Annotated in this window: 30 protein-coding genes and 1 tRNA gene; 21 read left to right on the forward strand and 10 right to left on the reverse strand. The window is 60.6% G+C overall.

Features of this window, described 5'->3' with window-relative positions:
• Positions 1-16: 16 nt before the first annotated feature.
• Together AC07WT_RS10135 and AC07WT_RS10140 are read right to left on the reverse strand one after the other, a co-directional pair.
• Positions 17-673, reverse strand: a complete 657-nt coding sequence (locus AC07WT_RS10135) for a hypothetical protein (protein ID WP_494946990.1) — start codon at positions 671-673, stop codon at positions 17-19.
• Positions 674-735: 62 nt separating this feature from the next.
• Positions 736-1,092: a hypothetical protein gene (locus tag AC07WT_RS10140; RefSeq protein ID WP_494946991.1), complete on the reverse strand. Its 357-nt coding sequence runs from the start codon at positions 1,090-1,092 to the stop codon at positions 736-738.
• A 223-nt stretch (positions 1,093-1,315) separates the two neighbouring features.
• Between AC07WT_RS10140 and AC07WT_RS10145 the strand changes: the two genes are divergently transcribed.
• From AC07WT_RS10145 to AC07WT_RS10215, 15 genes are all read left to right on the forward strand, one after another.
• Entirely contained in the window at positions 1,316-1,810 is a 495-nt protein-coding gene (locus tag AC07WT_RS10145; RefSeq protein ID WP_494946992.1) for a helix-turn-helix domain-containing protein, read from the forward strand.
• A gap of 162 nt (positions 1,811-1,972) precedes the next feature.
• Positions 1,973-2,140: a hypothetical protein gene (locus AC07WT_RS10150; protein ID WP_494946993.1), complete on the forward strand. Its 168-nt coding sequence runs from the start codon at positions 1,973-1,975 to the stop codon at positions 2,138-2,140.
• On the forward strand, positions 2,137-3,039 hold the full coding sequence (locus AC07WT_RS10155) for a YqaJ viral recombinase family nuclease (RefSeq protein WP_494946994.1): 903 nt from the start codon (positions 2,137-2,139) through the stop codon (positions 3,037-3,039). Before AC07WT_RS10150 ends, AC07WT_RS10155 begins: the two co-directional genes overlap by 4 nt.
• 10 nt (positions 3,040-3,049) lie before the next feature.
• On the forward strand, positions 3,050-4,252 hold the full coding sequence (locus tag AC07WT_RS10160) for a hypothetical protein (RefSeq protein WP_494946995.1): 1,203 nt from the start codon (positions 3,050-3,052) through the stop codon (positions 4,250-4,252).
• A gap of 64 nt (positions 4,253-4,316) precedes the next feature.
• On the forward strand, positions 4,317-6,116 hold the full coding sequence (locus tag AC07WT_RS10165) for a hypothetical protein (protein ID WP_494946996.1): 1,800 nt from the start codon (positions 4,317-4,319) through the stop codon (positions 6,114-6,116).
• A 143-nt stretch (positions 6,117-6,259) separates the two neighbouring features.
• Entirely contained in the window at positions 6,260-6,457 is a 198-nt protein-coding gene (locus AC07WT_RS10170) for a hypothetical protein (RefSeq protein ID WP_494946997.1), read from the forward strand.
• Entirely contained in the window at positions 6,444-6,992 is a 549-nt protein-coding gene (locus tag AC07WT_RS10175) for a hypothetical protein (RefSeq protein WP_494946998.1), read from the forward strand. The genes AC07WT_RS10170 and AC07WT_RS10175 overlap by 14 nt, the downstream gene beginning before the upstream one ends.
• Positions 6,970-7,227: a hypothetical protein gene (locus AC07WT_RS10180; RefSeq protein WP_494946999.1), complete on the forward strand. Its 258-nt coding sequence runs from the start codon at positions 6,970-6,972 to the stop codon at positions 7,225-7,227. Before AC07WT_RS10175 ends, AC07WT_RS10180 begins: the two co-directional genes overlap by 23 nt.
• Entirely contained in the window at positions 7,220-7,561 is a 342-nt protein-coding gene (locus AC07WT_RS10185) for a hypothetical protein (protein ID WP_494947000.1), read from the forward strand. Before AC07WT_RS10180 ends, AC07WT_RS10185 begins: the two co-directional genes overlap by 8 nt.
• A 716-nt stretch (positions 7,562-8,277) precedes the next feature.
• Positions 8,278-9,177, forward strand: a complete 900-nt coding sequence (locus tag AC07WT_RS10190; RefSeq protein ID WP_494947001.1) for a hypothetical protein — start codon at positions 8,278-8,280, stop codon at positions 9,175-9,177.
• A gap of 35 nt (positions 9,178-9,212) precedes the next feature.
• Positions 9,213-12,341 carry a DNA cytosine methyltransferase gene (locus AC07WT_RS10195; RefSeq protein WP_494947002.1) on the forward strand — a complete coding sequence of 1,043 codons (3,129 nt, stop codon included), beginning with the start codon at positions 9,213-9,215 and terminating at the stop codon, positions 12,339-12,341.
• Positions 12,338-13,057, forward strand: coding sequence for a hypothetical protein (locus tag AC07WT_RS10200; protein WP_494947003.1), 720 nt, complete (start codon positions 12,338-12,340; stop codon positions 13,055-13,057). The genes AC07WT_RS10195 and AC07WT_RS10200 overlap by 4 nt, the downstream gene beginning before the upstream one ends.
• Before the next feature lie 75 nt (positions 13,058-13,132).
• Positions 13,133-14,167 (forward strand): hypothetical protein, encoded by a 1,035-nt coding sequence (locus AC07WT_RS10205; protein WP_494947004.1) that lies wholly within the window; start codon positions 13,133-13,135, stop codon positions 14,165-14,167.
• 347 nt (positions 14,168-14,514) lie between these two features.
• Complete coding sequence (locus AC07WT_RS10210) at positions 14,515-14,814, forward strand: hypothetical protein (RefSeq protein WP_494947005.1); 300 nt, start codon at positions 14,515-14,517, stop codon at positions 14,812-14,814.
• Positions 14,815-15,033: 219 nt separating this feature from the next.
• Positions 15,034-15,339, forward strand: coding sequence for a hypothetical protein (locus tag AC07WT_RS10215; protein ID WP_494947006.1), 306 nt, complete (start codon positions 15,034-15,036; stop codon positions 15,337-15,339).
• Between the two features lie 23 nt (positions 15,340-15,362).
• Here the strand turns inward: AC07WT_RS10215 and AC07WT_RS10220 are convergent, their stop codons facing one another.
• Positions 15,363-15,557 carry a hypothetical protein gene (locus tag AC07WT_RS10220; RefSeq protein ID WP_494947007.1) on the reverse strand — a complete coding sequence of 65 codons (195 nt, stop codon included), beginning with the start codon at positions 15,555-15,557 and terminating at the stop codon, positions 15,363-15,365.
• 44 nt (positions 15,558-15,601) lie between these two features.
• Between AC07WT_RS10220 and AC07WT_RS10225 the strand changes: the two genes are divergently transcribed.
• Together AC07WT_RS10225 and AC07WT_RS10230 are read left to right on the forward strand one after the other, a co-directional pair.
• Positions 15,602-16,606, forward strand: a complete 1,005-nt coding sequence (locus AC07WT_RS10225) for a phage Gp37/Gp68 family protein (protein WP_494947008.1) — start codon at positions 15,602-15,604, stop codon at positions 16,604-16,606.
• A 313-nt stretch (positions 16,607-16,919) separates the two neighbouring features.
• The gene (locus AC07WT_RS10230) at positions 16,920-17,045 is read left to right on the forward strand and encodes a hypothetical protein (protein ID WP_494947009.1); all 126 of its coding nucleotides are present in this window, start codon (positions 16,920-16,922) and stop codon (positions 17,043-17,045) included.
• Positions 17,046-17,056: 11 nt separating this feature from the next.
• Here the strand turns inward: AC07WT_RS10230 and AC07WT_RS10235 are convergent, their stop codons facing one another.
• Positions 17,057-17,323 carry a hypothetical protein gene (locus tag AC07WT_RS10235; RefSeq protein WP_494947010.1) on the reverse strand — a complete coding sequence of 89 codons (267 nt, stop codon included), beginning with the start codon at positions 17,321-17,323 and terminating at the stop codon, positions 17,057-17,059.
• Between the two features lie 32 nt (positions 17,324-17,355).
• Between AC07WT_RS10235 and AC07WT_RS10240 the strand changes: the two genes are divergently transcribed.
• Positions 17,356-18,078, forward strand: a complete 723-nt coding sequence (locus tag AC07WT_RS10240; protein WP_494947011.1) for a hypothetical protein — start codon at positions 17,356-17,358, stop codon at positions 18,076-18,078.
• Positions 18,079-18,080: 2 nt separating this feature from the next.
• Here the strand turns inward: AC07WT_RS10240 and AC07WT_RS10245 are convergent, their stop codons facing one another.
• Entirely contained in the window at positions 18,081-18,323 is a 243-nt protein-coding gene (locus tag AC07WT_RS10245) for a hypothetical protein (protein WP_494947012.1), read from the reverse strand.
• 34 nt (positions 18,324-18,357) lie between these two features.
• On the opposite strand from AC07WT_RS10245, the gene AC07WT_RS10250 reads away from it, so the two are divergent.
• A complete protein-coding gene (locus AC07WT_RS10250; protein ID WP_494947013.1) occupies positions 18,358-18,894 on the forward strand; it encodes a hypothetical protein in 537 nt (178 codons plus the stop codon).
• 135 nt (positions 18,895-19,029) lie between these two features.
• Positions 19,030-19,323, forward strand: coding sequence for a hypothetical protein (locus AC07WT_RS10255; RefSeq protein WP_494947014.1), 294 nt, complete (start codon positions 19,030-19,032; stop codon positions 19,321-19,323).
• On the opposite strand, the gene AC07WT_RS10260 is transcribed toward AC07WT_RS10255, so the two are convergent.
• On the reverse strand, positions 19,320-20,324 hold the full coding sequence (locus tag AC07WT_RS10260; RefSeq protein ID WP_494947015.1) for a tyrosine-type recombinase/integrase: 1,005 nt from the start codon (positions 20,322-20,324) through the stop codon (positions 19,320-19,322). The two genes, AC07WT_RS10255 and AC07WT_RS10260, sit on opposite strands and share 4 nt — an antisense overlap.
• Before the next feature lie 155 nt (positions 20,325-20,479).
• A tRNA-Leu gene (locus AC07WT_RS10265) sits at positions 20,480-20,566 on the reverse strand.
• Positions 20,567-20,799: 233 nt separating this feature from the next.
• On the opposite strand from AC07WT_RS10265, the gene AC07WT_RS10270 reads away from it, so the two are divergent.
• The gene (locus AC07WT_RS10270; protein WP_494947016.1) at positions 20,800-21,624 is read left to right on the forward strand and encodes a squalene/phytoene synthase family protein; all 825 of its coding nucleotides are present in this window, start codon (positions 20,800-20,802) and stop codon (positions 21,622-21,624) included.
• Between the two features lie 45 nt (positions 21,625-21,669).
• Here the strand turns inward: AC07WT_RS10270 and AC07WT_RS10275 are convergent, their stop codons facing one another.
• The 3 genes from AC07WT_RS10275 to AC07WT_RS10285 form a co-directional block, all read right to left on the reverse strand.
• On the reverse strand, positions 21,670-22,941 hold the full coding sequence (locus AC07WT_RS10275) for a DUF1501 domain-containing protein (RefSeq protein WP_494947017.1): 1,272 nt from the start codon (positions 22,939-22,941) through the stop codon (positions 21,670-21,672).
• 128 nt (positions 22,942-23,069) lie between these two features.
• Entirely contained in the window at positions 23,070-24,692 is a 1,623-nt protein-coding gene (locus tag AC07WT_RS10280; RefSeq protein WP_494947018.1) for a DUF1800 domain-containing protein, read from the reverse strand.
• A 182-nt stretch (positions 24,693-24,874) separates the two neighbouring features.
• Positions 24,875-25,201 (reverse strand): hypothetical protein, encoded by a 327-nt coding sequence (locus AC07WT_RS10285; protein ID WP_492595556.1) that lies wholly within the window; start codon positions 25,199-25,201, stop codon positions 24,875-24,877.
• Between the last annotated feature and the right edge of the window lie 49 nt (positions 25,202-25,250).

Here is a 25,250-nt window from a genome sequence, read left to right on the forward strand (position 1 = left end):
ATGTATGCATATATGGCTACACTGGCGCAAGCGAATGGCCGCCAACTTCTCTATGCAGGTGCTCACGACATCGCGAGCGTTCCGTGTGGTACGGCCAGTGTTCGTCGACTCGGCATGCAGGCCTTCCGCATATCGTGCACGGCACGACGATGCGATCCTGAGCCTGCGCATCCTCGATCAGCACCATCTCAATGCTCTGCCCGTCGCCTGTCATCGCGTGGCACTCGTCATCGAGCATCGCCCGGAAGCCTGGGCGCACGCGCGGCGCGCCGTAGTAATCACCGCGCGCGAGCGCCTCAATACCTCCCCGCAGGATCTCGATCGCGCCGGCGTCGTCCGCTTCCTCATAGGAGCCGACAAACGCCGCGACGCGAGGCCCGGAGTCGGTCGTCCAGTGCTCGAGGTGATCATCGAGCCGGACGACCGCGCCGGGCGGCAAGAAGACTTCAACGACGTCATCCCCCTGGAATGCCGCGAGGGACGTAGTGCCACCATTCAGCGTGACCAGATAGACAAAGCCGGTGGCATCCCGATGGCTATCGACACATGGCGCCCAGCCGTACAACTCACATTTGCGCGTGTTTCCGGTGCCAACCACTTGTTTCAGCGGATCGCGTTTTTCCGTCAGCAACATCGCCGAAGCGAGCGCTTCGATAGCGAAGCGATGCGACATGACAGAATCCGGGACATCGATATTCCCCACCTGCCGCAGGCCCGCGCGCTCACTTCCGGAGGTCAAGCTATTGCTCCGTGCGCCTCAGGCGCCGGAATGCATGCCACTGCGCCCACTTCCAGCCCGCACTCGGGTGGCTGGCCACCTGTTTTCAATTGCAAAGCATCCGCTTCCGCTTGGAGTCTCTCGACGTCGGCCTGAAGTGCCTTCAGAGCATCGTCTTCGACTCTTATCAATGCGTCATAGAGCTTTTGCAAAGTCCCCGACAACGGTTGACGCGTGTAGCCCATCAGGATCTTCTGCACCGTGTTGCGCGGAACTCCCGCTAGATCCGCGAGCACCCCGCGCTTTCGCTTGAAGTGCTTCTCCGCCAAGCGTTTGACGGCTTCCAGCTGCGATTCTTCTGCGCTCTCTCCCACGGTCACACCCTCACAAAGATCGATTATTCAGCTTATGGTATGCACATCTGGCTACATTTGCAAGACTGCAACAGTCTGGACCGCGCCATATTCGGCTAAAAGTTGCTTGCATGGCTAAATCTATTAGATTAGACTCCTTTTCAAATGCAGCACAGGCTTTACAAATGCATCACTGGCTTAACAAAGGCCGCCTACACCCTTAACAACCACATAGAGGTCGAACATGACAACAACTACTCTTCGAGGCAGGCAAGTCCTCGCCGCGCGCTTGAGCGAGTGGATGGATGGCCACGTTCAGCTTTACAACCAGAAACGGCTCGGAGATATTTCAGGAGCCGGCCAGACGACTATCGGGCGCATCCTCCACGGGCAGGTGGCATGCTCGGTGGACGTGATCCAAAAAATCGCGGATGCATTTGGCCGTGACATGGGCGATCTGTTGCGCGACGATCCGGAGCGAGGTGGGATCGATTACGAACGGGATCGGTATGCGCGCATTCCTTCGTATGAGAAGGCCCGCGTCGAGGCCTTTATCAAATCGGTCATCGCAGAGTACGAGTACAAGGTAGCCCAGGAAGCTGTTGGCGATGCAACGCGCGCTGCAGCCCTGCAGCAGGCGGAAGCCGATCCTCGGCGAGTTCGGCGCACTGGTCCGAAACCGACAGTCGTCAAGGCCAGCCCGGCACTCCCACCCGCCAAGAAGCGAGCCGCCAAATAGGCCGCCACCCATTTCGGTTCGAGTCGCCCCGTATCGCAAGGCCCACCATCTTAGGTGGGCTTTTTTTATGCGTAACGTATTAACGCGAAAGTTCATTTGCCTGCTTGCTTGTGTATGCGTATGTGGCTAATATAGCCGCAAACGTCACAAGGAACAAGTGCAATGTTGCGACATCTTCGACAGATCATCTTCATGGCCCGGCTTGTCTGGCACGAGTCCGATCTTCGCGGCATAGACATCTCGATCCGCCAATTGGAAGCAGAACGCGCAGCGCGCGTGCAGCGGATCGCGGCGCTCCATCGCGGGCGGATAACCGGCGTTGATCTGTGAGCCGCCTCGAATTCCTTGCCGGTCGAAAGACTGGTATTGGTGGCTCCGACGCCGGCCCTATCGTCGGGCTCCCGGGCTTCCGTACGCGGGTGGGAATCTATCTCTCCAAGGTTGCGACCGAATCGCCTGATGACGAACCCAACGAGCGAACATACTGGGGTCGTGTGATCGAACCGGTAATTGCCGACCGGTTCGCCGAAGAGCACGGCATCGATATCGTGCGGTCGCCGCCCACCGCGCGGCATCCCGAGCACCCTTGGATGATTGGCAATCTCGACGCCACCATCCCCAGCGAAAAGCCGGGTGTGCTGGAGATCAAGAATGTCGACAAGCACATGGCGCGGCTTTGGGGCGAGGAAGATAGCGACGACGTTCCGCTTTGCTATGTCGCGCAGTGCGCGTGGTACATGGCCGTTATGAACTACAGCTACGCGCGCTTGGCCGCGCTGTTTGGTGGGAACGACTATCGGGAATTCCACATTGAGCGCGACTTCGAGCTCGAGGCCCTGCTCATCAGCAAGTGCCGCGACTTCTGGTTTAACCACGTGCTCGCCGGCGTTCCACCGCAGCCCGAGACGAACAGCGACATAGCCTCGATCTATCCGATCGATGACGGCGGAAAGGTCGAGATCGACCAGCGCGTCTTCACGCTCGTCTCGAATCTCAAGGCGGCGAACGTGCGCGCCGAAGTGATCGCCGCCGAAATCGAAGCCTACGAGATCGGAATCAAGTCCTATATGGGCGAGCGCGCGACGTTGACGCACCGCGGCCGCCCTGTCATTACCTGGAAGACCAGCAGCACCGCCCGCTTCAATATCGACGGGTTCCGCCGCGCGCATCCTGAGCTGGCGGAGCAATTCACACAGTCCACCAAGAGCCGCATTTTCCGGCTTAAATGAGGAACGATCCATGAGTGCTACCCAATCCGCCGCGGCGGCTATCAAGGCGTCTTCGCCGCAATCTGAGTTCGGCTTCCCGGACTCTCCTGCCGCATCGCTCGCGAAAGCATCGGTCGATGCGCGCCATCTCATGGCGATGCGCCGGCCGCGCAACCTTGAGCAGGCCTGCCAGAAGATCATCCAGGAATGCAAGCGCCCTCGAGTCGCGAATGACAAGCGCACGTGGTATTTCCACCCGATCACTGGCGAAGGCCTCGGGATCGGCTTCGTTGAATTGGCGATCCGCTGCTTGACGAACATCCTGGTCGAGACCGAGTTGATTGCCGACGATGACGCCCGGGAGACGCGCCTCGTACGCGTGACCGACCTTGAGGCGAACGTGACGTATCCCATCGAGTTCCCTGTTACCAAGACAGTTGAGCGATTCCAGCCTGCGCTCGACGGCTCGTTCGCGTCGGTCCGTACCAACGCCGCCGGCCGTCCGGTGTATGCACTGCCGGCCAGCGACGATGACATGCTGAACCGCCGCGCGGTGCTGACGTCCAAGGCGATCCGGTCGCTTGGGCTGAAACTCGTTCCGAGCGATATCCAGGCGGAAGCGCGAGAAACGATCCGCGCCGCGCGCGAGGTGGAGATCAACAAGGATATCGACGGCGCGCGCAAGCAGATACTCGACGCACTTGAGCGACTGGGCATCAACGCCGAATCGCTCGAGCTGTACCTTGGCCATGGCGCCGACGCGTGCACCGCCGCTGAAATCGTCGAGTTGCGCTGCACCGCCGACTTCCTGCGCGACGGTGAGATCAGTTGGCAATCCATCATGGATCGCCGGGCGCCGCAATGGTTTGACGCGCCGACCACCGACGGCAAGGCGAAAGCTGCGGACAAATCCGAACGCAAAGGCTCGGCGGAGCGGATCAAAAGCGCCATCGTGGGTGTCGTCGCGCACAAGCACGCAGACGCGGAGCCTTCTCCCGCGACGGCCGCGCCCACCGGTCCCGCGCTCGACGTAGCGCCGTCCATTGAAGCCATCAACCAAATGGCCGCCGATGCGGTCCACGAGGCACAGGATCCGGAACCCGCCATGCAGCAAGCGGAGCCAGTTTCGCAAGCCGTGGAACAGATCGCCTCCGCTGAACTGGCCAACATCACACCGCGCACGACCCGCGTTCGGCCCACCCGCCAGACAACGGCGCAATTGAACCTGGCCTGACGCGTCTATTCGCACGACGGAATCTAGCCATTTACGCATACACAAACCACAAACGGATCACACCATGCGCCTAACAGGCCTCGACATCACCGATATCCTCGCGATCCATCGCGCTCAACTGACCATTGATAAGCCGATCCTTCTGATCGGCGCCGAGAACGGCAAAGGAAAGAGCGGGCTTTGCGAGATTATTCGCCACGCCATGACGGGCGTTTCCACGCGCGTTGGACAGAAGAAGGAATTCAAGGATCTGATCCACGACCGCAGCGGCGCAAAGGCCGGGAGCGCGGTTATCGAATGGACTGGTGGCAAGGCATCGCTCGCGCTACCGAGCGGCGCGCAGGCCTTTGAGTATCCGGGTGTGACCATGGGCGAGTCGGTTCTGATCCAGGCCGCTCTGCCCTTCGTGCTTGATCCGGCGCGCTTTGCGGCGATCACGCCCGACGAGCGCCGGGAGTTTCTCTATACGCTGACGCGCGTCGACGCGACGCCGTCGGCCGTGCTCGAGCGCCTCATCAAGCGCAATTGCGATGTCGAAAAGTCGAAGGAAGCCGCGCCGCTCGTGATTAACGGCTTTGATTTCGCCGCGAAAGAAGCTTCGGCAAAGGCGCGCGAAGCGAAGGGTGCGTGGAAGGCGCGGACCGGCGAAACCTACGGTCCGGTCAAGGCTGAGACATGGAAGGCGGTCAAACCCGAATTCGACGCCGAGCAGATTGCTTCCACTGCGGCGCGCATCGACGAGCTCGACATTCATATCAATACCGGCTCCGAGGCGCTCGGTGAACTGACCGGCCGCGCCAACCGTGCGCGCGATCAGGCTACCCGCATTGAAGCATTGCAGACCACGGCCGCGCGGCGCGCACGCGTCGTCGAGAAGCTGACGCTCGACCGCGCGGAGCATGCGAAATGGCAAACTAAAGTCGATGAAACGCGCGCCAAAGCGACTGGTGCCGCGGCCAAAAAGCCCGATGCGTGCCCCCACTGCGGCGGCCTGGTCGAGCGAGGCGGCGACAAACTTGTCGCATACGTGCCGCCGAAGGTTACCCGCGATGACGAGGCGGCAGCCAAGTTGCCAGAATATGAGCAGGCTCTCGCGACCATGAAGCGGTCCGTCGAAAGCGGCGAGCGCGATTTGACGACGGTGGATTCCGCAGTAGCCGCCCTCTCGGAACTGGAGCAATCGAAGGAAGAAGGCGTAACGCAAAGCGCGATCGACGCGGCCCGCTCTGCAATTGACGACCTTCGCACCGAGCGCCGCGCGGCGCAAGATGAACTGGCGACGCTAAACGAAGCGAAGCGCAAGGCCGACGCAGCCGACGAAATCACCGGCACGGCGGCCGGCCACCATGCCGATGTCGCTCAGTGGGAAGCGATCGCAATCGCCCTATCCCCGACCGGCATCCCGAATGACCTCATGTCCACCGCGGTTGAACCAGTCAATCTGATGCTCGCCGAATTTGCCGAGTTCACTCAATGGGAAGTACCCGCCATCGGACCGGACATGCTCATCAAGTACGGCGCGCGTCCGTATGTCATGCGCTCCAAGAGCGAGCAGTTCCGCGCAGACGTGCTGATCGCGGGTGCGCTCGCGGTGCTCTCAGGGCTGCGATTCCTGTGCATCGACGCGGCGGACATTCTGCAGGCGAGCGCGCGGCAAGACTTGATCGAATGGCTAAACGCATACGTCGCGACCGGCGATCTGGAATCCGCCGTGGTAACGATGACGCTCAACGAGCCACCCGCGCAAGCTGCAAACGGCGATCTGCGCGCCAACTGGGCGACAGGCCTGCCGGAGCATTTCCAGTCGGCATGCATTCTGGATGGCGTCGTTTCGAACGTTGTCGCGACCGAGCTGGCGGCATGAAGCCCCCCATCCCCACCACTGGTGGCCTGATCCTGCGCATGCTCGCGTGCGGCATCCTGGCCTGCGCGATCCTGTATGCGGAAGATGGCCTGCGCGCGCTCACCATCTCCAACTAAGCAGCCCCCTTCATCCGAGAGCCACCCATGATCCGCCTATTTGAAAAGCTTCGCCTCATTGAATCCTGCCGCGCGACCTTGGCCGCCGACGATGCAGCGCTACTCGAACCCCTGCTCGCACACATGGAAGCCGGCGCAGTCATCCGCGCGACCGACGACCAGATCGAGCGCATCGACGCGCTGTATGAGCAGTTCGCGGTCGAGGACTCCCGTGAGCCTGTCTGAAACCTTGAGAGCCGAACGCGCGGCAAAGCGCCAAAAGCGCGTGTCGCGCGTCACGCGCCGGGTAGCTCAGGCTCAGCCGCGAGAAGCCCGCATCCCGGTCCTGCTGCGCTACGGCGGGGCGGATGAGTTGCGTCTCAACCTCGTGCCGCACGTCGAACTGAACAATATTCGGGACGGCGCCGGTACCGAAACATCGTGGCATACCCTCGCCTTTCGCATCAACATCGGTCAGCTTCTGGCTGGACAGTATTTCGATGGTGATGTGCTGGACGATATGGCGAAAGCGGTGCTTGCCGTGTCCGAGCTTGGCAAGCGATACAAGGAACTGGGCCGGTTCGTACTGAAGGGCGACGAGTTCATTGCAATCGGTCAAGGCCTGAACGCAACGGACGAGCTGCAGAAGGCAACCACGCGCAAGCAGCAGCTAGCGGTCTATCACCAGGTGTATGGCGACGCATCGGCCGGCAAGGATCTGCCGATCGGCGAATTGATTCCGACAAAGGGAGGTGCGCTTGAAAATCAAGAAATGGATTGAGACGCAAGCTGAGGTAGACGTGCATGTGAGCGCCGAGGACATCGTTGGCATGTTCGCGGAAAGCCCTACAGAACGGGCCGAGCTTCTGGCGGGTCTGAGCAACATTGCGACCTTCCTTCGCGGCATCCCAGACGACGCAATCGCGGAAATGAACCGGCACCAGCGGATCGTCGTTACGCAGTTCCTTACCGAGCAGATTCGTCGGTTCACACCGCCCGAGGTTGAAAATGGCTGAGTGCAAATATCGAAGCGCAAAGTCCCAAAAGATCATGGAGCAGATCGCTGCTGAAGCTGCCCGGAAGCCGATCGACTACCAGGCGGTGATGGCCTTCACCGGCCTCAGCGCGAGCGGCGCGCGAGGCTACCTCCAGCATATGGCCATAGGTCGACAGATCCATCTGTGCGAGTCGATTGGCCTGATGCGCCTGTATTCGATCGGCCCACGACCAACCGGTGAAGCCCTCGACAACTTTGCAAACGATGCGCTGCGCAAGAGCGAAAATCCCCACATTCAGCCTGGATGGCGCCCACACCCGGATCCCGTCGCGACGGCGTGGATGCGGTCATAAGCATTTCCACAGAACTAGCCATATACGCATATTTATATTGCTTTGCGCATTCTCACCGCGTATAGTTCTCGACATGGCAGCGCGTTACTCGGAGTCCGCAGCGAAGAGCCGAAGCCAGCCCTACAGCGAATAAAAGTGCGGGTTGGTCAGGATGGGCGAAGTGAACCGGAACAGTTGCGCGCTGCCATATCCACATATGCATACAGGAGGCTTAAATGTTCTTCGCAATTGCAGTGTTCCTTTTTTTCGCAGTGGTCGCGCGCGCTATGTGCGGTGTCGGCGCACGTTCTGATCGCGAGCTCGGAAGTGCATAAGTTCGTGATCACGGTCTACACGGCGGCCGGCCGCTATCGCGGTACCGGGATAGCGGCGAGCTCGTTCGCGCTCTTTGACACGGCGCTAGCGCAGTTCGGATCGAGCGCGCGGTCAATCAGCGTGCGGCCGGCCTAAGCGCTCCGGCATAACGCAGCATCGCTCCTCTCGGAACTTTGAAAGATGCCTGAATTTGTTATCAAACCGACTCTACAGACGATCATTCAAGGCGCCGTGTGCGTCACTGTCGTACCGGACGGCGATCACAACACGTACAGCGTTTATGAGGTCGTCGGCCCAGATCGAATGGATCACTGGGTCGCAGATTTCGGCGAGCGCGAACCGGCGGAGCACTTCGTGAAGTCGCTTCAGGCTGCAAGCGCACTCAAAACGATCTTCACCGCATGCGACCGCCCGACGCGCGGGCCGCGCGCACACATCGATTTCATTGTCACCGTCAAGAAGGCGATCGAGTCCGTTCGACCGGTCTACACCGCGGTGATTTCCTAGCTTTCTTTCCTGGTCGGCGGCGCTACTCCCCGTATGCGCTGCCTTTTTGGTGGCCGGCTCGGATAGCGGCCGCTTTTTTTACGCGAGATGACTTCATGGAACAGCTAGATCAGGTTGTCGCAACGGCATTTTCGAAAATCGTCGCATCCGGCGCAATTGAGGCGGCGATTGAAAAGCAACTGACGGACACCATCGGCTCCATCATCAAAGAGCAGTTGCGCAGCTATTCGGACTTCGGCAAGGCCGTCGAAGAGCAGGTCAAAGCCTCGCTGCAGGTCGATTTCAGCAACCTCGGCTTGCCCGGCTATAACGATCTGATCCTGAAAGTCATTCGGCAGCAGGTCGATTCGAATGTGCAAACGGTTTTGGCCAATCAGGTCGAGCAGCAAATGAAAGACTTGCTTAGCCCTGCTCCTACGGAGATCAAGCTCTCCGAATTGGTCGAACAGTTCATCAAGGACCGGTCAGAGGATGCCGGGTGCTCGTGCGATGGGCCCGGCCGGATCACCTTGATCGTGGAGGACGGTGGTTCGTGCGAGGGATATCACCACGTATATCTCGACGAGAAGGAAGGCGTTCGGAAATACAGCTGTGCAATTCAGATCGCGACCAATAAGGAAGGCCACGTGTACAGCCTGAAAATCGACGAAAAGGATCCGAAAAAATCCCTTTTCATCGGTCCCCTGTATGGCTTCGAGCGTCGCCTCTTCCAGATGTACGCAGCCGGCACGAAGCTGATCGTCGATGAAGACCCGGACTACATCAACACCAACTATCCCGGTCACGACGACTGATTCGGCCCGTGCCTTCCACCTCAACCAAACAAGACATGAAGCGCGACTCCATCTCCCTTTCGCTTGACCTCGGCAACGAACTAATCGTCGACAACTTTGCCGGAGGCGGTGGCGCAAGCACAGGCATCGAGCGTGCTTTTGGGCGCCCGATCGACATTGCGATAAACCACGATGAAGAGGCGCTCGCGATGCACGCAGCGAACCATCCTGGCACGAAGCACTATCCGGAGGACGTGTTTGCTATCCATCCCGGTTTCGTGACCGGCGAGCGACCGATCGGGCTCGCATGGTTCAGTCCTGATTGTTTCCCGGCGGGAACCTTGATCTTGACCGATCGCGGATACCGGTCCATTGAATCGATTCGCGAAGGAGACATGGTGCTGACACACGCCGGACGCTATCGCAGGGTCTACGCGACGATGTCTAACACTAAGTCGGTCCACGAAGTGGATATTCAGGGCGTCCCGACGATTCTTGTTAGCGCTGAGCACCCCTTCTACGCCCGCGCGATGACGAACATCTGGGACAATGCCAACCGACGCTACGAACGCACGCTCAGCGCGCCTGAGTGGGTCCCTGCGCGAGACCTCCGAGTGGGTACCGCGGACATGAATGCCGTGGGCGGTGATCGGCATTTCTGCGCTACGCCCTGCGTCTTTCCTTCCCTTCCAATCCCATCTGTTGCCGGTCGCGGTGTAACCGTCGACGAGCGGCTTATGTGGCTGGCCGGAAGGTATGTCGGCGACGGTTGGTCGCGCACTACCGCTGACCGAGCCGAACTAGTCATCATCTGCGGAAAGAGCGAAGCAGTGGCCCTTGGCGAAAAGCTGAATGCGTGGCCACGAGAAGGCGCCCGCTCTGGATTTGGTGAAATCGCATGGCATGAGCGGGACACGGCGACGGCATACCAGTTCTCAACGAGCCATCGTGGCTTGGTCGAATGGCTACGTACTGAGTTTGGTCATGGCGGCGGCGTCAAGAGTTTTCCTGCGTGGGCGCTTGGCTGTTCAGAAAGCCTGCGTCGGGCGCTGCTTGACGGCTACGTCTCTGCTGACGGTAGCGATCTCCGCGTCAAAGGCTTCTCGGTAACAGAGACAGTAACGATCTCACGTGCGCTTGCCTTCAGCACAAAAGCGTTGGCGGAAAGTCTTGGTTATACAGCCCAGGTATTTGGCCCCCGGGAAAACAGCCGTGAAATCGAAGGTCGATCAGTAGACGCAAAGCCGTGCTATTTGGTGCGGTGGAGAACCGAGCCACAGCGGAAGCAAACGGTCCGCGATGGATTGCACAACTGGTCGCGCGTCCAGCGCGTGTCCGACGCAGTCACCGAGATGGAAGTATTCAATATTTCCGTTGAAGACGACGAGACCTACATTGCAGATGGGATCGTTGTCCACAACTGCAAGCACCACAGCAAAGCCAAGGGCGGCAAGCCGCGCGAGCAGAAGATTCGCGGACTCGCGTGGGTGACGCTCAAGTGGGCAACGTTTCAGGCACCGCGCTGCATCGCGCTCGAGAACGTTGAGGAATTCCAGGACTGGGGCCCACTGGACGACGAGGGTCGCCCGATCAAATCGGAGAAGGGACGCACGTTTAAGGCATTCATCGCCGCGCTGTCGACAGGCCTGCCAAAGGATCATCCGGACGCCGACGAGATCTATGAGACCCTCGGTGCCGACTTCCCGATGGAGCGCCTGTATGCCGGTTTAGGCTACAAGGCAGAGTGGCGCATCTTGCGCGCGTGCGACTACGGCACGCCAACGATTCGCAAACGCCTCTACGTCTTCTGCCGCCGCGATGGACGGCCGATCGTATGGCCAACCCCGACGCACGGCGACCCGAAAACCGAAGCGGTGAAGACCGGCAAGCTCCTGCCGTGGCGAACGGCTGCCGAGTGTATCGACTTGTCTATGCCCTGCCCGTCGATCTTCGAGCGCGCGCGGCCGCTGAAAGACGCGACGCTGCGCCGGATCGCCAAAGGCATCATGAAATTCGTGGTGAACGCCGCAGATCCATTCATCGTCACCTACTATGGCGACAAAGCCGGCGAGTTCCGCGGATCCGCGATCGACGAACCGCTGCGTACGCAAAGTACGGAAAACCGGTTTGCCGTCGTGGAACCATTCCTCGTCTCAGTCGCCCACAGCACGACCACTGGTCGCGGGCCCAACGTCTGGAGCACCGACGAACCAGTGCGCACGGTCACGAGCTCGAACGACAAGTATGTCGTCGCGCCGACGCTGATGCACGTCACCCACCAAGGCGCAGACCGGATCGCAGATATCGAAGCGCCCATTGCGACCGTGACTGGGGCCAACCGGGGCGAGCAGGCTCTTGTGACGGCCTTCCTCGCCCAACACAACAAGGAGCGGACCGGGGTTAAGGCCGGGCGCTCTGCAGAAGCCCCAATAAGCACAATCACGTCGAGCGGCGGCCAACAGCAGATCGTCTCTGCAACGCTGATCCAGACTGGATATGGCGAGCGCGAAGGTCAAGAGCCGCGCGTGCCAGGCCTCGACAAGCCGCTCGGCACGGCGGTCGCAGGCGGCGTAAAGCATGCCGTGGTGTCCGCCTTCCTTGCGAAACACTACGGCGGCAACGAGACGCCGGGTAGTGACCTTCGCGGCTCGATGAGCACGGTCACGTCGCAGGACCATCACGCGCTCGTCACCGCCCAGCTCGTTGGATGCGGCGGCCGGGCCGGCCAGTCCCGGCCTCGCGACGCGAGCGAACCCGTCGCAACAGTCACGAGCAAGGCAGATACGGCGGTCGTGACATCGCACCTCCTGAAGCTTCGCAATAACCAGTTCGGCCAAGATATGCGCGAGCCGATGCCGACACTCACGGCCGGCGGCGGTCACGTCGGCGAAGTGCGCGCGCTGCTGCAGAAATACCACGGGCCCGACGCGCTTGGCACGGTCACGATCGACGGCGAGACATACGCGATCGTCGATATCGGAATGCGGATGCTTGCGCCGCGCGAGTTAGCACGGGCCCAAGGTTTCCCAGATAGCTACCTGCTGGATCCGAAGATCAACGGCAAGCCGCTTTCCAAGTCAGCGCAGGTTCGAATGATCGGCAACAGCGTTTGCCCAGACGTCGCAGCTGCGCTGATCGGCGCGAATTTCACGCACGAAAAGCAGATGGCAGGTGCCGCAGCATGAGCGTCTGTACCGGTCGATCGGTTTGCCTAACAGACCAGGACGAGATGGAGATAAGGAGCCTGACCATGGACTTGGTACCTACGGCTGTTTTCCTGTTCGATCGTACGGGCAACATGGCCGAGCCGTGGCGTGATGCGGGCTATCGATGCATCTGCTATGACGTGCAGCATGTTGGCCGCACAGTCCGTAACGGGGTCATCTTTCAGCAATGGGACGCTCTGCTTGGCTTCCCGACTGTGCCGCCGGATTCGGATGTTGTGTTTGGCTTCGCATTTCCGCCTTGCACTCATGTGGCCGTCAGCGGCGCCCGGTGGTTCAAGGGCAAGGGGTTGCGCTTGCTTGCCCAGTCGATCGAGATGTTCGCAGCAGCCGCGGAGTTTTTCGAGGCGCTTGGCGTGCGATACGGGCTCGAAAACCCGGTCAGCGTTATCTCGACTCATTGGCGCAAGCCGGATTACACGTTCCATCCGTACGAGTTCACTGGCTACGAACTAGGCGACAACTATACGAAGAAAACATGCCTGTGGGTTGGCAATGGCTTCGTCATGCCGACGCCGTTCAAGGCAGAAGGAATCGGCGAGCCCGACAACCGCATCCACGCCGCGCCCCCATCTGATGACCGCGGCGACATTCGAAGTGCGACGCCCATTGGTTTCGCTCGCGCCGTATTCCTCGCCAATGGGAGGCAACTAAGCGCGGCTGCAGACCATCCATGAACGGTAGCGATTGGACATGCGTAGCAATAGCAGCCCTTTTACTGCTGTCAGCAATAGCCACATTTTGGAGTTGAGATGAACGAACAGAGCAACACCGATCAGGCAAATCCCATCGACCAGCGACCAGCGCAATGGTTCGACGCGGTAGCCGCGCAGGTCAGCGCGTTGGACAAATACATCCCTTGCATGAGCTACAACGACAGCTATTTCACTGAGCCGGCGGGGCTTGTTAAACGTACCGTGCGAGCGTTGTCGAAGCTGATCGACAAGGCGCGGCGCCCGGGTGCCGCGAATGCTCCGGAGCCGATCGCCGTTATCGATCTTCCACCGTTCCCGACGATCATCCGCAAGATGTGGAGCGGTGGCGAAGTGCAGCGGTGGATCGAAGACAACATAAAGCCGCTCGTTCAGGAGCTGCATCATGACTTCCATGCCGACCGCATCGTTGCGCCGCCCGATGCAAAACCGGACATGAAAGAAGGCCGCTGGTGCCCGGATGAATGCCCGATCACAGGTATGCGGTTCTTCATGTGGCTTGACCACCCCGAACTCGGCTATGTGCCTACCTACGGTGGCCCATTCGACAGCTTCACGATCGCCGAGCCGGATGAGGATGGCCTATTCCGCGCCGAACGATATGACCACGATGAAGGAAGTTGGATTGAAGGAGGCGAACCGGTCCACGTGCGCGACGAGTTGACCGTGACGGCGGAGATTGAAGCCGAATCGCAGGTCGCTACTGTGCAGGCGGATACACCTGACAAAGTGACATGCGCACGCATGGGTTACGGAACCGTGGCCGTCGGTGACTGCTTCTCTGCGGAAGTTGGCGAGCCTGGGATTATTTTCATGGAGTTGGGTCCGCCCAGACCAATCGGCACGGACACTAGCGACGTGTATCCAGAAGGCTCACCGGCTCGCAACGTGCTTGCATACGTGTCGTTTGCAAATGCCGGGGCAGTCGATCAGGTTGTTGATGTGCTTCATGGCATCAGGGCTAAGCACTGGCCGGCGCAGGCGATCGTAGCCGTGGAAGATGCCGGCGGAGACAACGCGCACTACCACGCCGACGCTATCCGAACTCTGGCTAACCGTGCACAGGAGGCATGATGCGCGCCCTTCTAGTTCTGATTCTCCTGCGACTCCACGGACGCGCTTCGCGGACCCCGTACTTCGATTTGCCCGGCTACATGCTTCGAAACTGGATCCTCGGAGCGCGCAGTCCGGAGCGAAACACTGGAACCCCAGCATGGCGAGCGCCAGATTTCGCAGTTCCGCGTGCGGGCTTTCTGTACCGCGCGCTATGTCGGCGCATCGCGATACGCGCTCATACGATCCTACGTAGCGATCAAGACCGTCATCCGCACGATCACCCAGGCTGGTCAGTGTCAGTCGTGCTGGCCGGCGGCTTCTGGGAAGTGCTCGAACCTACTCCATTCGCAAAAACATGCCCCTTGATGTATCGCGCCGCACTCGACACGATCCGCCAGTCGTGGATCGCTCCGGAGGGTGCTGCCGACCACGCCTACATGAACGCTTTTGGCATTTACTGGCGCGGACCCGGTGCAGTTGTGTTCCGTCGCGCGAACAGCTTTCACAGACTTGTGCTGCCCCGCGGTGTGGTAACGAAGTCTATCTTTGTGGTCGGCAAGCGCTCCAACGCATGGGGCTTTCTCACCGAGAGCGGCAAGGTCGGCTGGCGTGAATATCTGGGCATCGCGAACGCGACGAAGCCAGCGCAAAAGGATCAGCCATGATCCACCGCGGCGACTTTCATGTCGTCAACATGACGCCGCCGGCGGCCATTGAATGCGCCATGTGCCCTGCAATCGGAGACTGGCTGCACTGCGTGCCGTACTACTGCGGACCAGTCGCCGACGGATGCAGCGAAGGCGGCTATCGGTCTGTGTGCCCATCCTGCCACAACCGCTGGTCACGCTGGAATGACTCTCTCAAATACTACGGAGCTTGACCCTATGACCGCCAATCTCGACGTACGAGCCTCAAGCGTCATCCCTCCGATGGTGGACTCGCTGGGACGTTACTGGGAACAGCCACACCTCGAAGAGATCGCCGTCGACGAATCACATGCAGTCCTGAGCCGAGCGTCGTTCGACCGTCTCCATGAATACTCGTCGTCGCGCCCGAGCGGCGTCTATCCAGGAAAGATGTGGAAGGCGATCGCAGGCGACGGCACACCCTATTTGTGCTGGTACGGAATCGTTGAAGGACACGACGACGTTTGCTCGAACAACCACCGGCAGATATTGATCTGCGAATAGCTGGAGTAGATGTCGTGATCAGGCTACCAGGTCAAGGAAAGGAAGTCGGCGATCGTCATGTCGCCAACCTTTTCCGCAAGAAGGGCGAACAGGACGCGGTCGTACGCCGCGCCGATCTCCTTGTCGAGTATGTCGCAGTACCCGTACTGCGCAGTAACGATAGCGTCGGCAGTCGCGTCGGCCGCGTCCAGAATTTTTTGAGCTTCGATCTTGTCCATGTGCCGCTTATCGGCACCCGAAAGCAAAACTTTGGAGGTGCGCTTTGAGCCAGAACAGCAATATCGAATGGACCGATCACACGTTCAACACCCACTGGGGTTGCAGCAAGATCAGCCCGGGTTGTGACGGCTGCTACGCAGAAGCGCTGGCTAAGCGTTTTGGCTATGGGTGGGGTGATGACGCGCCGAAGCGCGAGTTTGGTGAAGATCACTGGAACGACCTGATCCGCTGGGATCGCAAGGCGGCGGCAGATGGCGTGCGCCGTCGCGTCTTCACGAACAGCATGTCGGACCTATTCGACAAGTTCGCGCCCGCTGGCGTGCGCGAGCGACATTGGCAGTTCGTTCAGCGCACCCCGAATCTTGACCATCTTCTGTTGACCAAGCGCATCGGCAACGTGCGCGGCATGGTCCCGGCCACATGGCTCAAGCCGGGCGGCTGGCCGGAACATGTCCGTATCGGTATCACGATCGTCAATCAGACGGAGGCTGCCCGTGACATCCCGAAGCTGCTCGCACTCGGCTGCCCCAACTTGCTAAGCATGGAGCCGTTGCTCGGCGCCGTGAATCTCCGGTCGATACCGGCGAACCTATCAACCATCGGCGGCGTTGATGATAAATACGATTGGTTCGATGCGCTGACGGGTACGGGAATTACGCCGAACGGCCCACAGGACGCTGATGAAACCGCGGCCTATCCGCACCTGGATTGGGTCATCGTGGGCGGCGAAAGCGGTCCCGGCGCGCGGCCGATGCATCCAGATTGGGCGCGCGACCTACGCGATCAATGCACCGAGGCTGGCGTGCCGTTCCTGTTCAAGCAATGGGGCGAATGGGCGCCCGGTGAAAACTGCGGCGCCCCGATGAAACGGACGGAACGCACTGCAGATTGGTGGGACGACAAATGGTGGTTTGACACGATGACGCCGAGCGCATCCGTGGGCATGCACGCCGACGATGAGCCGACGCTGTACCGCTGCGGCAAGAAAAATGCCGGCCGCCACCTCGACGGCCGCACGCACGATGAATTCCCGGGGAGTGCATTGTGAGCAAATATGGGCGCTTGTCTACAGGCTCGACCACGGAAGTAGTTTGGCATCCCGGGCTACGTGTTAAGGCCGCCACCCCACCCCGTAAAAGGCTCCGTGGCGTTCATAAACCGCTTGTGTGCCCGAACCAGCTCGGCTGCTTGTGTCAACAGATGCTGTCGGTCAGGTGCTTTTTCACCTCGAAAGATCGCCAGCATTTCGGCTCCGCGTCGTTTCCGCAATTCAGTCAAAGCTTTAGATGCCGCCTGAAACTCTGCACGCTGCTCAGGTGTTCGCATGTCGCCCTCCGTTTTTGGTCGCAAGGAATCCTAGCATGAGCGAGAACAGCAAAATCGCGTTGACCGATCCTGGGGTGATAGTAGGTGGTGAAAGCAAGAAAGCCACCGGGCGGCTGCTCGACGGCCGCACGTATGACGAATATCCGGAGGCGACCGTATGAGACTGGGCTTATCACGGACCGAATGCGCCGGAGGCCAAATCCTGCTCGAATTCGACCGTCCAAGCAGTGCCATGGCCGGCGTCGTAGACCTTGCTTGTGTTGTTGATCAACCGAGTCACTGCGACTTGTCGGCGAATCGGCCCGACAGTTTTGCGAGGGGGATACAACTCTTCGTCAGTGATCGTGAATTCGCCGATGTCGAACCCTTCAGCAGCCGCAGCCGCTGTCACATCTTCTTGTTCGTCCTGCGGAAACTCATGAAACACGTGCGTTGTCATGTGCGCCTCCCGATGACCAGAGGAATCCTAGCATGAAGGAAGGCCCCATCCTTTTCAACGGCCCGATGGTGAGCGCGCTGCAGCGAGTCGAAAACCCGAAGACGCAGACTCGGCGCGTCGTGAAGCCTCAGCCTCCCGTCGGCGACGAACGTCATTGCTGGTACTCAGCGCCGGTCTACGGTTGGACCGACCAGGATTGCCCGTCGGCAAATTGGCACACGGTCAAGTGTCCCTACGGTTATATCGGTGACCGCCTGTGGGTGCGCGAGACGTACGAGGCATTCGGCCGCTGGGAAACCCGATTCAGCGAAAAGAAGAAGTGCGATGAATGGCATTTCGTCGATATGACGATCGAGTGCGGCTTTGAATACCGGTACGAGCCGACAGTCAAGCGCGGCCGTCGCGTCGCCGGTGCCGCGCCGACCTGGCATGTACGCCCGTCCATCTTCATGCCGCGCACGGCGTCGCGCATCACGCTCGAGGTGATTGGCGTGCGCGTCGAGCGGCTGCAGGACATCAGTGCAGCGGATGCACGTGCGGAAGGGATCGAGTTCCAAGAGCACCGCATAGCTGGCGACGTCTGTCGGTCGTGGAAAGCCTATGGGAGCGCCAACGGTTGGTATCCGGAAGGCGTGGATAGCGCTCCGGTCTTCTCGTACAGGTCGCTGTGGGACAGCCTCAACGCCGCGCGCGGCTATGGGTGGGACATCAATCCGTGGGTGTGGGTGGTCGAGTTTCGAAAGGTTGAATCGTGAAATCACCCCTTTTGACCTGCTTTATCCACGAGCTCGTCGATATAGGCGCGCGCTGCCTTCTCTCCATGGGCGATTGCTTCGTTCGGCGAGTTGAACAACACACTTGCGCCGATATTGATCTCACCCCACCTGCCATGGGCGTAGAGGAACATCACCGGTATGAAATTTCCGCCGGAAGTCTGAAGCTCTCGGGCCTCGACGGCAAAGGTATGTCCTCTGTATGGCTGGCCGAATTTTGTCGTCATTTTCGCCCCCTGGTGATTTTCGAGGAATCGTAGCATGACCGACTACCAACTCAGTGACGCGCAGGCTGACGTATTGAAGGGCGCAGTTTCGGTACCGGCCGATCTGCGCCGCGAACTGCTTGGCCGATATCTGACCAGCCACGGCGCGCCCGCGCTGGTCGATCTGTTCGCCCAGTTCATCGGCGCAGCGAATTCAGTCGTCTCCAATTGTCGGGAGATGGCTGAAATTCTGCTGATTACCGAAGGGAACGTGCAGCCCACGCAGGCCGAGAAGATCAACCTCCCGACACTGCTCGGCGCCATGATGGGTGTCGCGGCCGCGAGCTCGGTCACCCAACGCGGACTGTGCGCCGGGTGCGCTTACCGGAAAGGAACCCCAGCGAACCAGTGCCTCCCGACGATGAGCGATCTCGAGTATTGCTTTCAGGAAGGGAAGCGGTTCATGTGTCACGAGCGCCTGGATAGCGCCGGAGAGCCGGTTAGTGTCTGTGCAGGACACGCGCAAGAAGTGCGGCGCGTGCGAGGCAAACAGCACGCCCGGGAAAGCGTCGTTAAATTCGCCACGGTATAGCCACATATGCATATATAATGCATGAATAGACGTTATCTGCCGCGAACAGTTTGCGGTGTAAGGCCTTCGAATTAACAGCATGACTGAAGCAGCAGCACGAATCATCGAAACGACACGCAACGCATGGGGTATCAAATGAGCGAAGAAGACCTTCTCGAAAGAATTGTCCAGGAACTGGACAAGCGCATTAAGCCCGCGATCCCGATCGAGCATGCCCTTTGGTCGACGAAGGAGATCGGGGAATACCTGCAACGGCCGGCGCAGGTGGTGCGCGAGCGCATCGTTTGTCTGCCAGGATTCCCCGCCGCGATCCGGCTGCCGAACGTCGACGGAGGAAAAAGCTTCCCGCGCTGGAAAGCAGCTGAGGTCATCCAGTGGGTTGAATCCCACCAGGGCGGCCGCGGCGCCCGGTCGCGGGCGAAAGGCTAGCCGAGGCGCGCCGCTATGTCGGCGGCCGTCTCGTTGTAATACGTCATCAGCTCGTTCAGGTTTTTGTGGCCCGTCATCCGGGCCAGATCCAACACCTGCAGCTTTTTCGCAAGACGCGTAATTGCCTCATGCCGCGTATCGTGGAATGTCACCTCTGGCGCGCCCGATCGATCCCTCGCCTTTCTGAACAGGGCGTCCCGGCTTTTGTCAGTCAGCTTGAATAGCGGCTGGCCATCCGGCACCCTCGGTAGCATTCCGAGCAGTTCGATTGCCCGGGTCGACATCGGCACATCGCGGGCGGCACCGTTCTTCGTGAACGGCAGGTGAGCGACCCGTTGCCGAAGGTCGACCGTAAAGCTGGTCAGCCCGAGGATCTCGCCCGACCGCATTGCCGTCTCCAGCGCAAAGAGAAATGCGACGGCGACGCGCTGCATCGGCGAGACCACTGGCGAGCCTTCCTGATACCCGTGAGCGAGAAGAATCGCGTCGATTTCTTTTTGCGAAATCAGACGATCGCGCGCCGGACCATCTGGCGGCCGCTTAACATCTTTCATCGGGTCGGTGATCAGCCAGCCCCATTCCTTCCGGGCGACCTCGAGCGCTGACGAAAGTAGGGACATCTCGCGGGAGACCGACGAACCGGCGACCTCACGGAGGCGCGCGTCACGCCAGGCGGCAATGTGGCTAGGTTGCAAATCGGCCAGTCGAATCTTAGAGAGCTCCACTCCGTCGATTTTCTTTGCGCCGATCAGGTTCAGCCGGAGCACTTCCCACTTCTCGCCCTTCTTCGTAGGGCTGACCTTGTCCCGGTATTCATTCAGCACGTCGCCGACGGTGTGCGTCTTACTGCCCGCGCCGCCGGTGATCGACCGAAGCTGGTCCTCGCGTTTCGCGGCCCAAGCCTGCGCCTCAGCCTTCGTATCGAAGCTGCCTGAGTCGCGCGTACCCTTCACATAGATTTCAACGCGCCAACCGGATTGCGTTTTTCTGAATGACGCCACGTGCGTAATCCCCTGCGTAATTTTCGCGTAGTGAGGCGTAGTTTAACGTGGTTTAGTGTGGTGTTTGCGTAATTCGAGAGACCAAGCGGAACGCCCGCAGAACCGCTATTTTACTTGCTTTGCGGTCTACTTTGGTTCCGTTGGGAATTACATGATGGTGCGAGGGAGGGGACTCGAACCCCTACACCATTGCTGGCGTCAGGACCTAAACCTGGTGCGTCTACCAATTTCGCCACCCTCGCAGCCGGGTAAGACGCTGTGCGTCCTGCCCGATGTCCTGCATGCCCGCGGCGCGCTTGAAAACGCGCGTCCGAAAGCGTAAGCGCGAGATTCTAACCGATTGATTCGCGCTTGTCTGCATCTGGCCGGCGTCCGTCCGAAGGGTATCGATAAAGGGCGTCGATGCTACAATTTTGGGCTAAACGCACGCATGCCGTACCCCCTCTTCGCGTGCCCTTCCCCACATTCCAATCCAGTGAATTTCGACGAATATTGCCAGCAAAAGGCGGCGCCGCCCGGATCGAGCACTTACTATGCGCTTCGGCAGGCGCCCACAGCAAGCCTGCCGCTCCTGACCGCGTTGTTCGCGCTGCGCCGCGAGTTCGAGGAAACGGTTCAGGAGATCAGCGACCCGGCTATCGGCCGCACCAAACTCGCGTGGTGGCAAAACGAGATTGCCGCGTTGGCTTCGGGTTCGCCGTCGCATCCGGTTTCAAAAGCGCTGACGGCTTACTTGCCCGATGTCAAAACAGAATACTCAGCGTTGCAGGCATTGCTCGCCGGTTTTGAAATGGACCTCGACCAGGCGCGCTACCTCGATTACCCGAATCTGCGGCGCTATCTGCAAAGCGTCGGCGGCACTTTCGCGTCACTGGTGGCGCGCGCGACGGCAAAAGACACGGCGCAGGCGTCGAACTGGTCCGCACCGCTCGGCGAGGCGCTGCTGCTTGCGCAGTTCGTCGCCGAAACCGGCAACGATGCGCGGCATGGCCGCATCTATATTCCGATCGACGAAATGCAGCGCTTTAACGTCACCGCTGCCGATCTGATCAACCGCAAGTACACCGACGCCTTTACCGAGTTGATGCGCTTCGAAACGAAGCGCGCCCGCGATGCGCTGCTCGCCGCGCTCGCCGCGCTGCCCGCCAATGAGCGCCGCACACAGCGCATCCTCGTGGCGCACACGGCGCTGGCGTTGGCGTTGCTGGATGAAATCGAGCGCGACGGCTTTCACGTGCTGCATCAGCGCATCGCGTTGACGCCGATCCGCAAGTTGTGGATCGCGTGGCGGGCGAAGTAGGCGAGACAACGCTCGCTACCCTCGCCAATCGATCGTGAACCACCATCAGACGCGCAGCAACGGCAGCGGCTCGAACCGCTGCTGCAGGATCGCGGATGAATCGAGCCCCCACCACGGTCCCAGCACGGTGGTATAGAGCTGCCGGAAATCGATGACCACGGGCAGATTACCGTTGCTGTCGAGGCGCGCGAGCACTGGCGGCGCGCCATACAGCCCACCTCGCACGCGGCCGCCCATCACGAAATGCGGCGCAACGGTGCCATGATCGGTGCCGTTACTTTGATTCTCGCGCGGGCGCCGTCCGAACTCGGCATAAGTCATCACCAGCGTATCGTCCCAGCGGCCAAGCTCGACCAGCGCGGCCTTCATCGACGCAAATCCTTCCGCCAACTGCTTGAGCAGCGCCGCCTGCTGGCCCGGCTGGTTCTGGTGCGTATCGAAACCGTTCAGCGTCAGACGGATCGCCGCGACGCCCCGCCCGCTCTTCGGCTGTCCTTGTGGCGTGTCCCCCGCCCCAAGGGCGTTTCCTTCGGGGCGCAAGGGGACTTCCTTCGGGGCGTCGCCGGCGGCGAGCACCTGCATCGCGGTCTTGATCGAGGCGCCGAATGCGCCGCCCGGAAACGCCGTCTTCAATGACGCCTGCCCTTGCGCGGGACGCAGGCGATCGGCCGCCTTCACGATGTCGTTCTCGACGTCGAGAATGTGCGCCAACTCGGGATTGCGCTCGTGAAGCGATACCGGCGTGGCGAGACGCGAGGCCTTGATGAACTGTGCGGGATTGACCAGCGCAATCGCGCGCGCGCCGTTCGCGAGCGGTCCCATTTCGGCGCTGCCAATCACCACGCCGTCGGCGGCAAAACCGGCGGGCACCGGCGCCTGCGCAAAGGCACGCGTAAGCCAGCCCTCACGCAAATACTGGTCAGAACGCGACGCGGTGTCCCAGATCTCGATCGAGCGGAAATGCGACAGGTTCGGCTGAGCGTAACTGACGCCCTGGACGATCGCCAGTTGCCGGCTCTGCCAGAGCGGCATCAGCGGCTGCAACGACGGATGCAGCGCGGTGCGCTCATCGAGTTGAATCACCTGCTCGCGCTTGATGCCGATGTTCTTGCGCAACTGATAGTAAACCGGGTCGGCAAACGGAATCACGGTATTCAACCCGTCGTTGCCGCCTTTCAGTTCGACGAGGATCAGCAGATTGTTGTAGCCGCGATTCATCGGCGCGCCGGGCGCTGCGGGCTGCGCACCGAACGCGCGCGGCAACCAGAGCGCCACGCTTGCGGCTGCGCCCATCGAGAGAAAGCTGCGTCGTTTCATCCTGCACCTCGTTCGATTGTCAGGACTCGGGTCAGGGCATGGCTCGGGGCATGGCTCGGGGCATGAGTCGGGGACATGACTCGGGGCACGAGTCACGCCGCAGTGAATAGCCACGTCATGTCAACTGCTCACTTGAGTTGATAGGCCGGGTCCATCAGCAACGCTTCCAGATAAGCGCTGGCGGTCGAGTCCGTTTCGATTGCATCGACGGGCGTCAGCGGCAGGACGGCATGCTGCAACTGAAGCTCCGCCGAGAGTCCCGGCTTCGCCGTCGGCGCGGTGTTGTAGTGCGCGAGCCACGTGTCGATATCGAAGCGTACGCCGCCCTGGCCGACGCGCGCCATTGCCCGCTGCGCCGGCGGATTCGCCTGCATGCCGCCCGCGCCACTCGCGCCGTCCATCGCGTTCTTCATGCGCCGCGGACCGGCAGCTTCGGTCGCGCGAAACAGTTGCTCGACGAATTGCTTGCGCGCGAGCAGCGTCGAGCTGTTGATCCAGGTCGTGCCGCCGGGCCACCCTTTGACGTTCGGCGGATAGAACAGGTTCTCGCCGAGCGTGCGAATCTGCGCGGCGAACGGCGCAGTGTTGTCGTAACCGATGTCGAACGCACGCAGTGTCCCGACCACGAACTCCACCGGCGATTTCACGAGGACGCCTCGATCGTCGTCGTTCCAGAACGCGTCGCTCGTGAAGAGCCCGCGCAGCGCCACCTTGATGTCATAGTGGCTCGCGCGAAACTGTGCGGCGATCGGCGCGATGCGAGCTTCGTCAGGCGTGTCGGAGATGAACTCGCGCCACAGCTTGTTCGTGACGAAGGTGGCGGTTTCCGGCCGCGCGAGCAGAATGTCGAGCACCTGATCGCCGTCGAACGGGCCAGTCTGACCGAGCACGGTCTTGTTGCCGTCGTCGTGCAGGTTGGAGCGCCAGACGTACGCCTCGGTGTCGGGGTCGAGACTCCAGCCCGTGTACGCACGCGCGGCTTCCGATACGTCTAGCTGCGCGTAGTGTCCTTCGCCGAGCGTGAACAGCTCCATCACCTCACGCGCGAAGTTTTCGTTGGGCTTGCCTTTGCGATTGCTCGCGCCGTCCAGGTACTGCAGCATCGCCGGGTCTTTCGCGACGTCGTGCAACAACTCGCCGAAATTGCCGAGCGCGTCGCGTCGCAACAGGATGTTCTGCTGCGCCATGTGCTGCGGAAACTGCACCTTGTCCTGGCCCGAAGTGAAATGGTTGTGCCAGAAGAGCGTCATGCGCTCGGTCAGCGGCGACGGCGTGCCCGCCATCTCACGCACCCACCACGCACGTAATATTTCGTAACGCTGGCCACGCAGACGCTGCTCCTCGCGACGCTGATCGACAGTCCATGCCTTGCGCATTTCGCGCGTCGGGATCGGTTCGACAATCCAGTCGGGCATCGGCGTGACGGCTTCGGTCCGGGTGCTCGCCAATACTTTGTCGGCCGCCTGTCCCCGCGTCAGCCCGACGTATTGCGCGAGCTCGGCGTTATCCGGCGCGAAGCCGACGCGCGTCAGGAAGAAGCGCGCGTCGTTGGCATCGAGGATGTCCTGCTCGGATGGAGAAACTGCGAACGCAGCCGCTTGCGCGTGATGCTTGAGACGCGGTGCATGGGGCGCACCTTGTTGCTCCGCCAGGGCCGGCACGCTGCACGTCACCGCCGCCGTTATCGTGGCAGTGACCGTGGCGGTGACCGCCAGCCATCGCGCATGCTTACTGCCTGTGAGCAATTTCATCGTCGATCATCCGGGTTCGCAGGACGTCATGGACAGGCATCGGCGCATGCAATGCGACATGCCCTATGGCGGCTCAACGGCAGACGGAAAAGGAAAGTTGACTGGGGAAGTGCAACGAAATCTTTCACACACGACGAACGCAACGAACGCAACTAGCGCGCCGCGGCCACGCGCATAAACCACTACCGCTTGTAGAGTTCGCGGACGGCGTCTTCGATGTGTTGACGTAACAGACGCCGTTCGTCGGGCGTCATATGGCCATCACGACGACGTTGATCCAGATCGGGGGGAACCGCAGTGCGCAAGATCACGTCTGACGCAGAGTGATCGGCGTTTGGGTTATGGCGATTGGCTTTGCTGTTGGCTGAGCGGGGCGCGCGCTCGCTCGCAACTCTGTCGGCGGAAGGCTGGGCGTGGGCGAGCCTTGGTCCCAGTGTGCCTGCAAGCGTACCGGCAACCGCCAGTGCAATCACGCTTAGGCGCACATTCGGCCAAACCCCTCCCTTCATGTTGTTCCCTTCGTGGCGCGGCAACCGGCTACCTCAAATGCGTATACAA

Source organism: Paraburkholderia sp. GW821-FHT02A12, assembly GCF_059422005.1.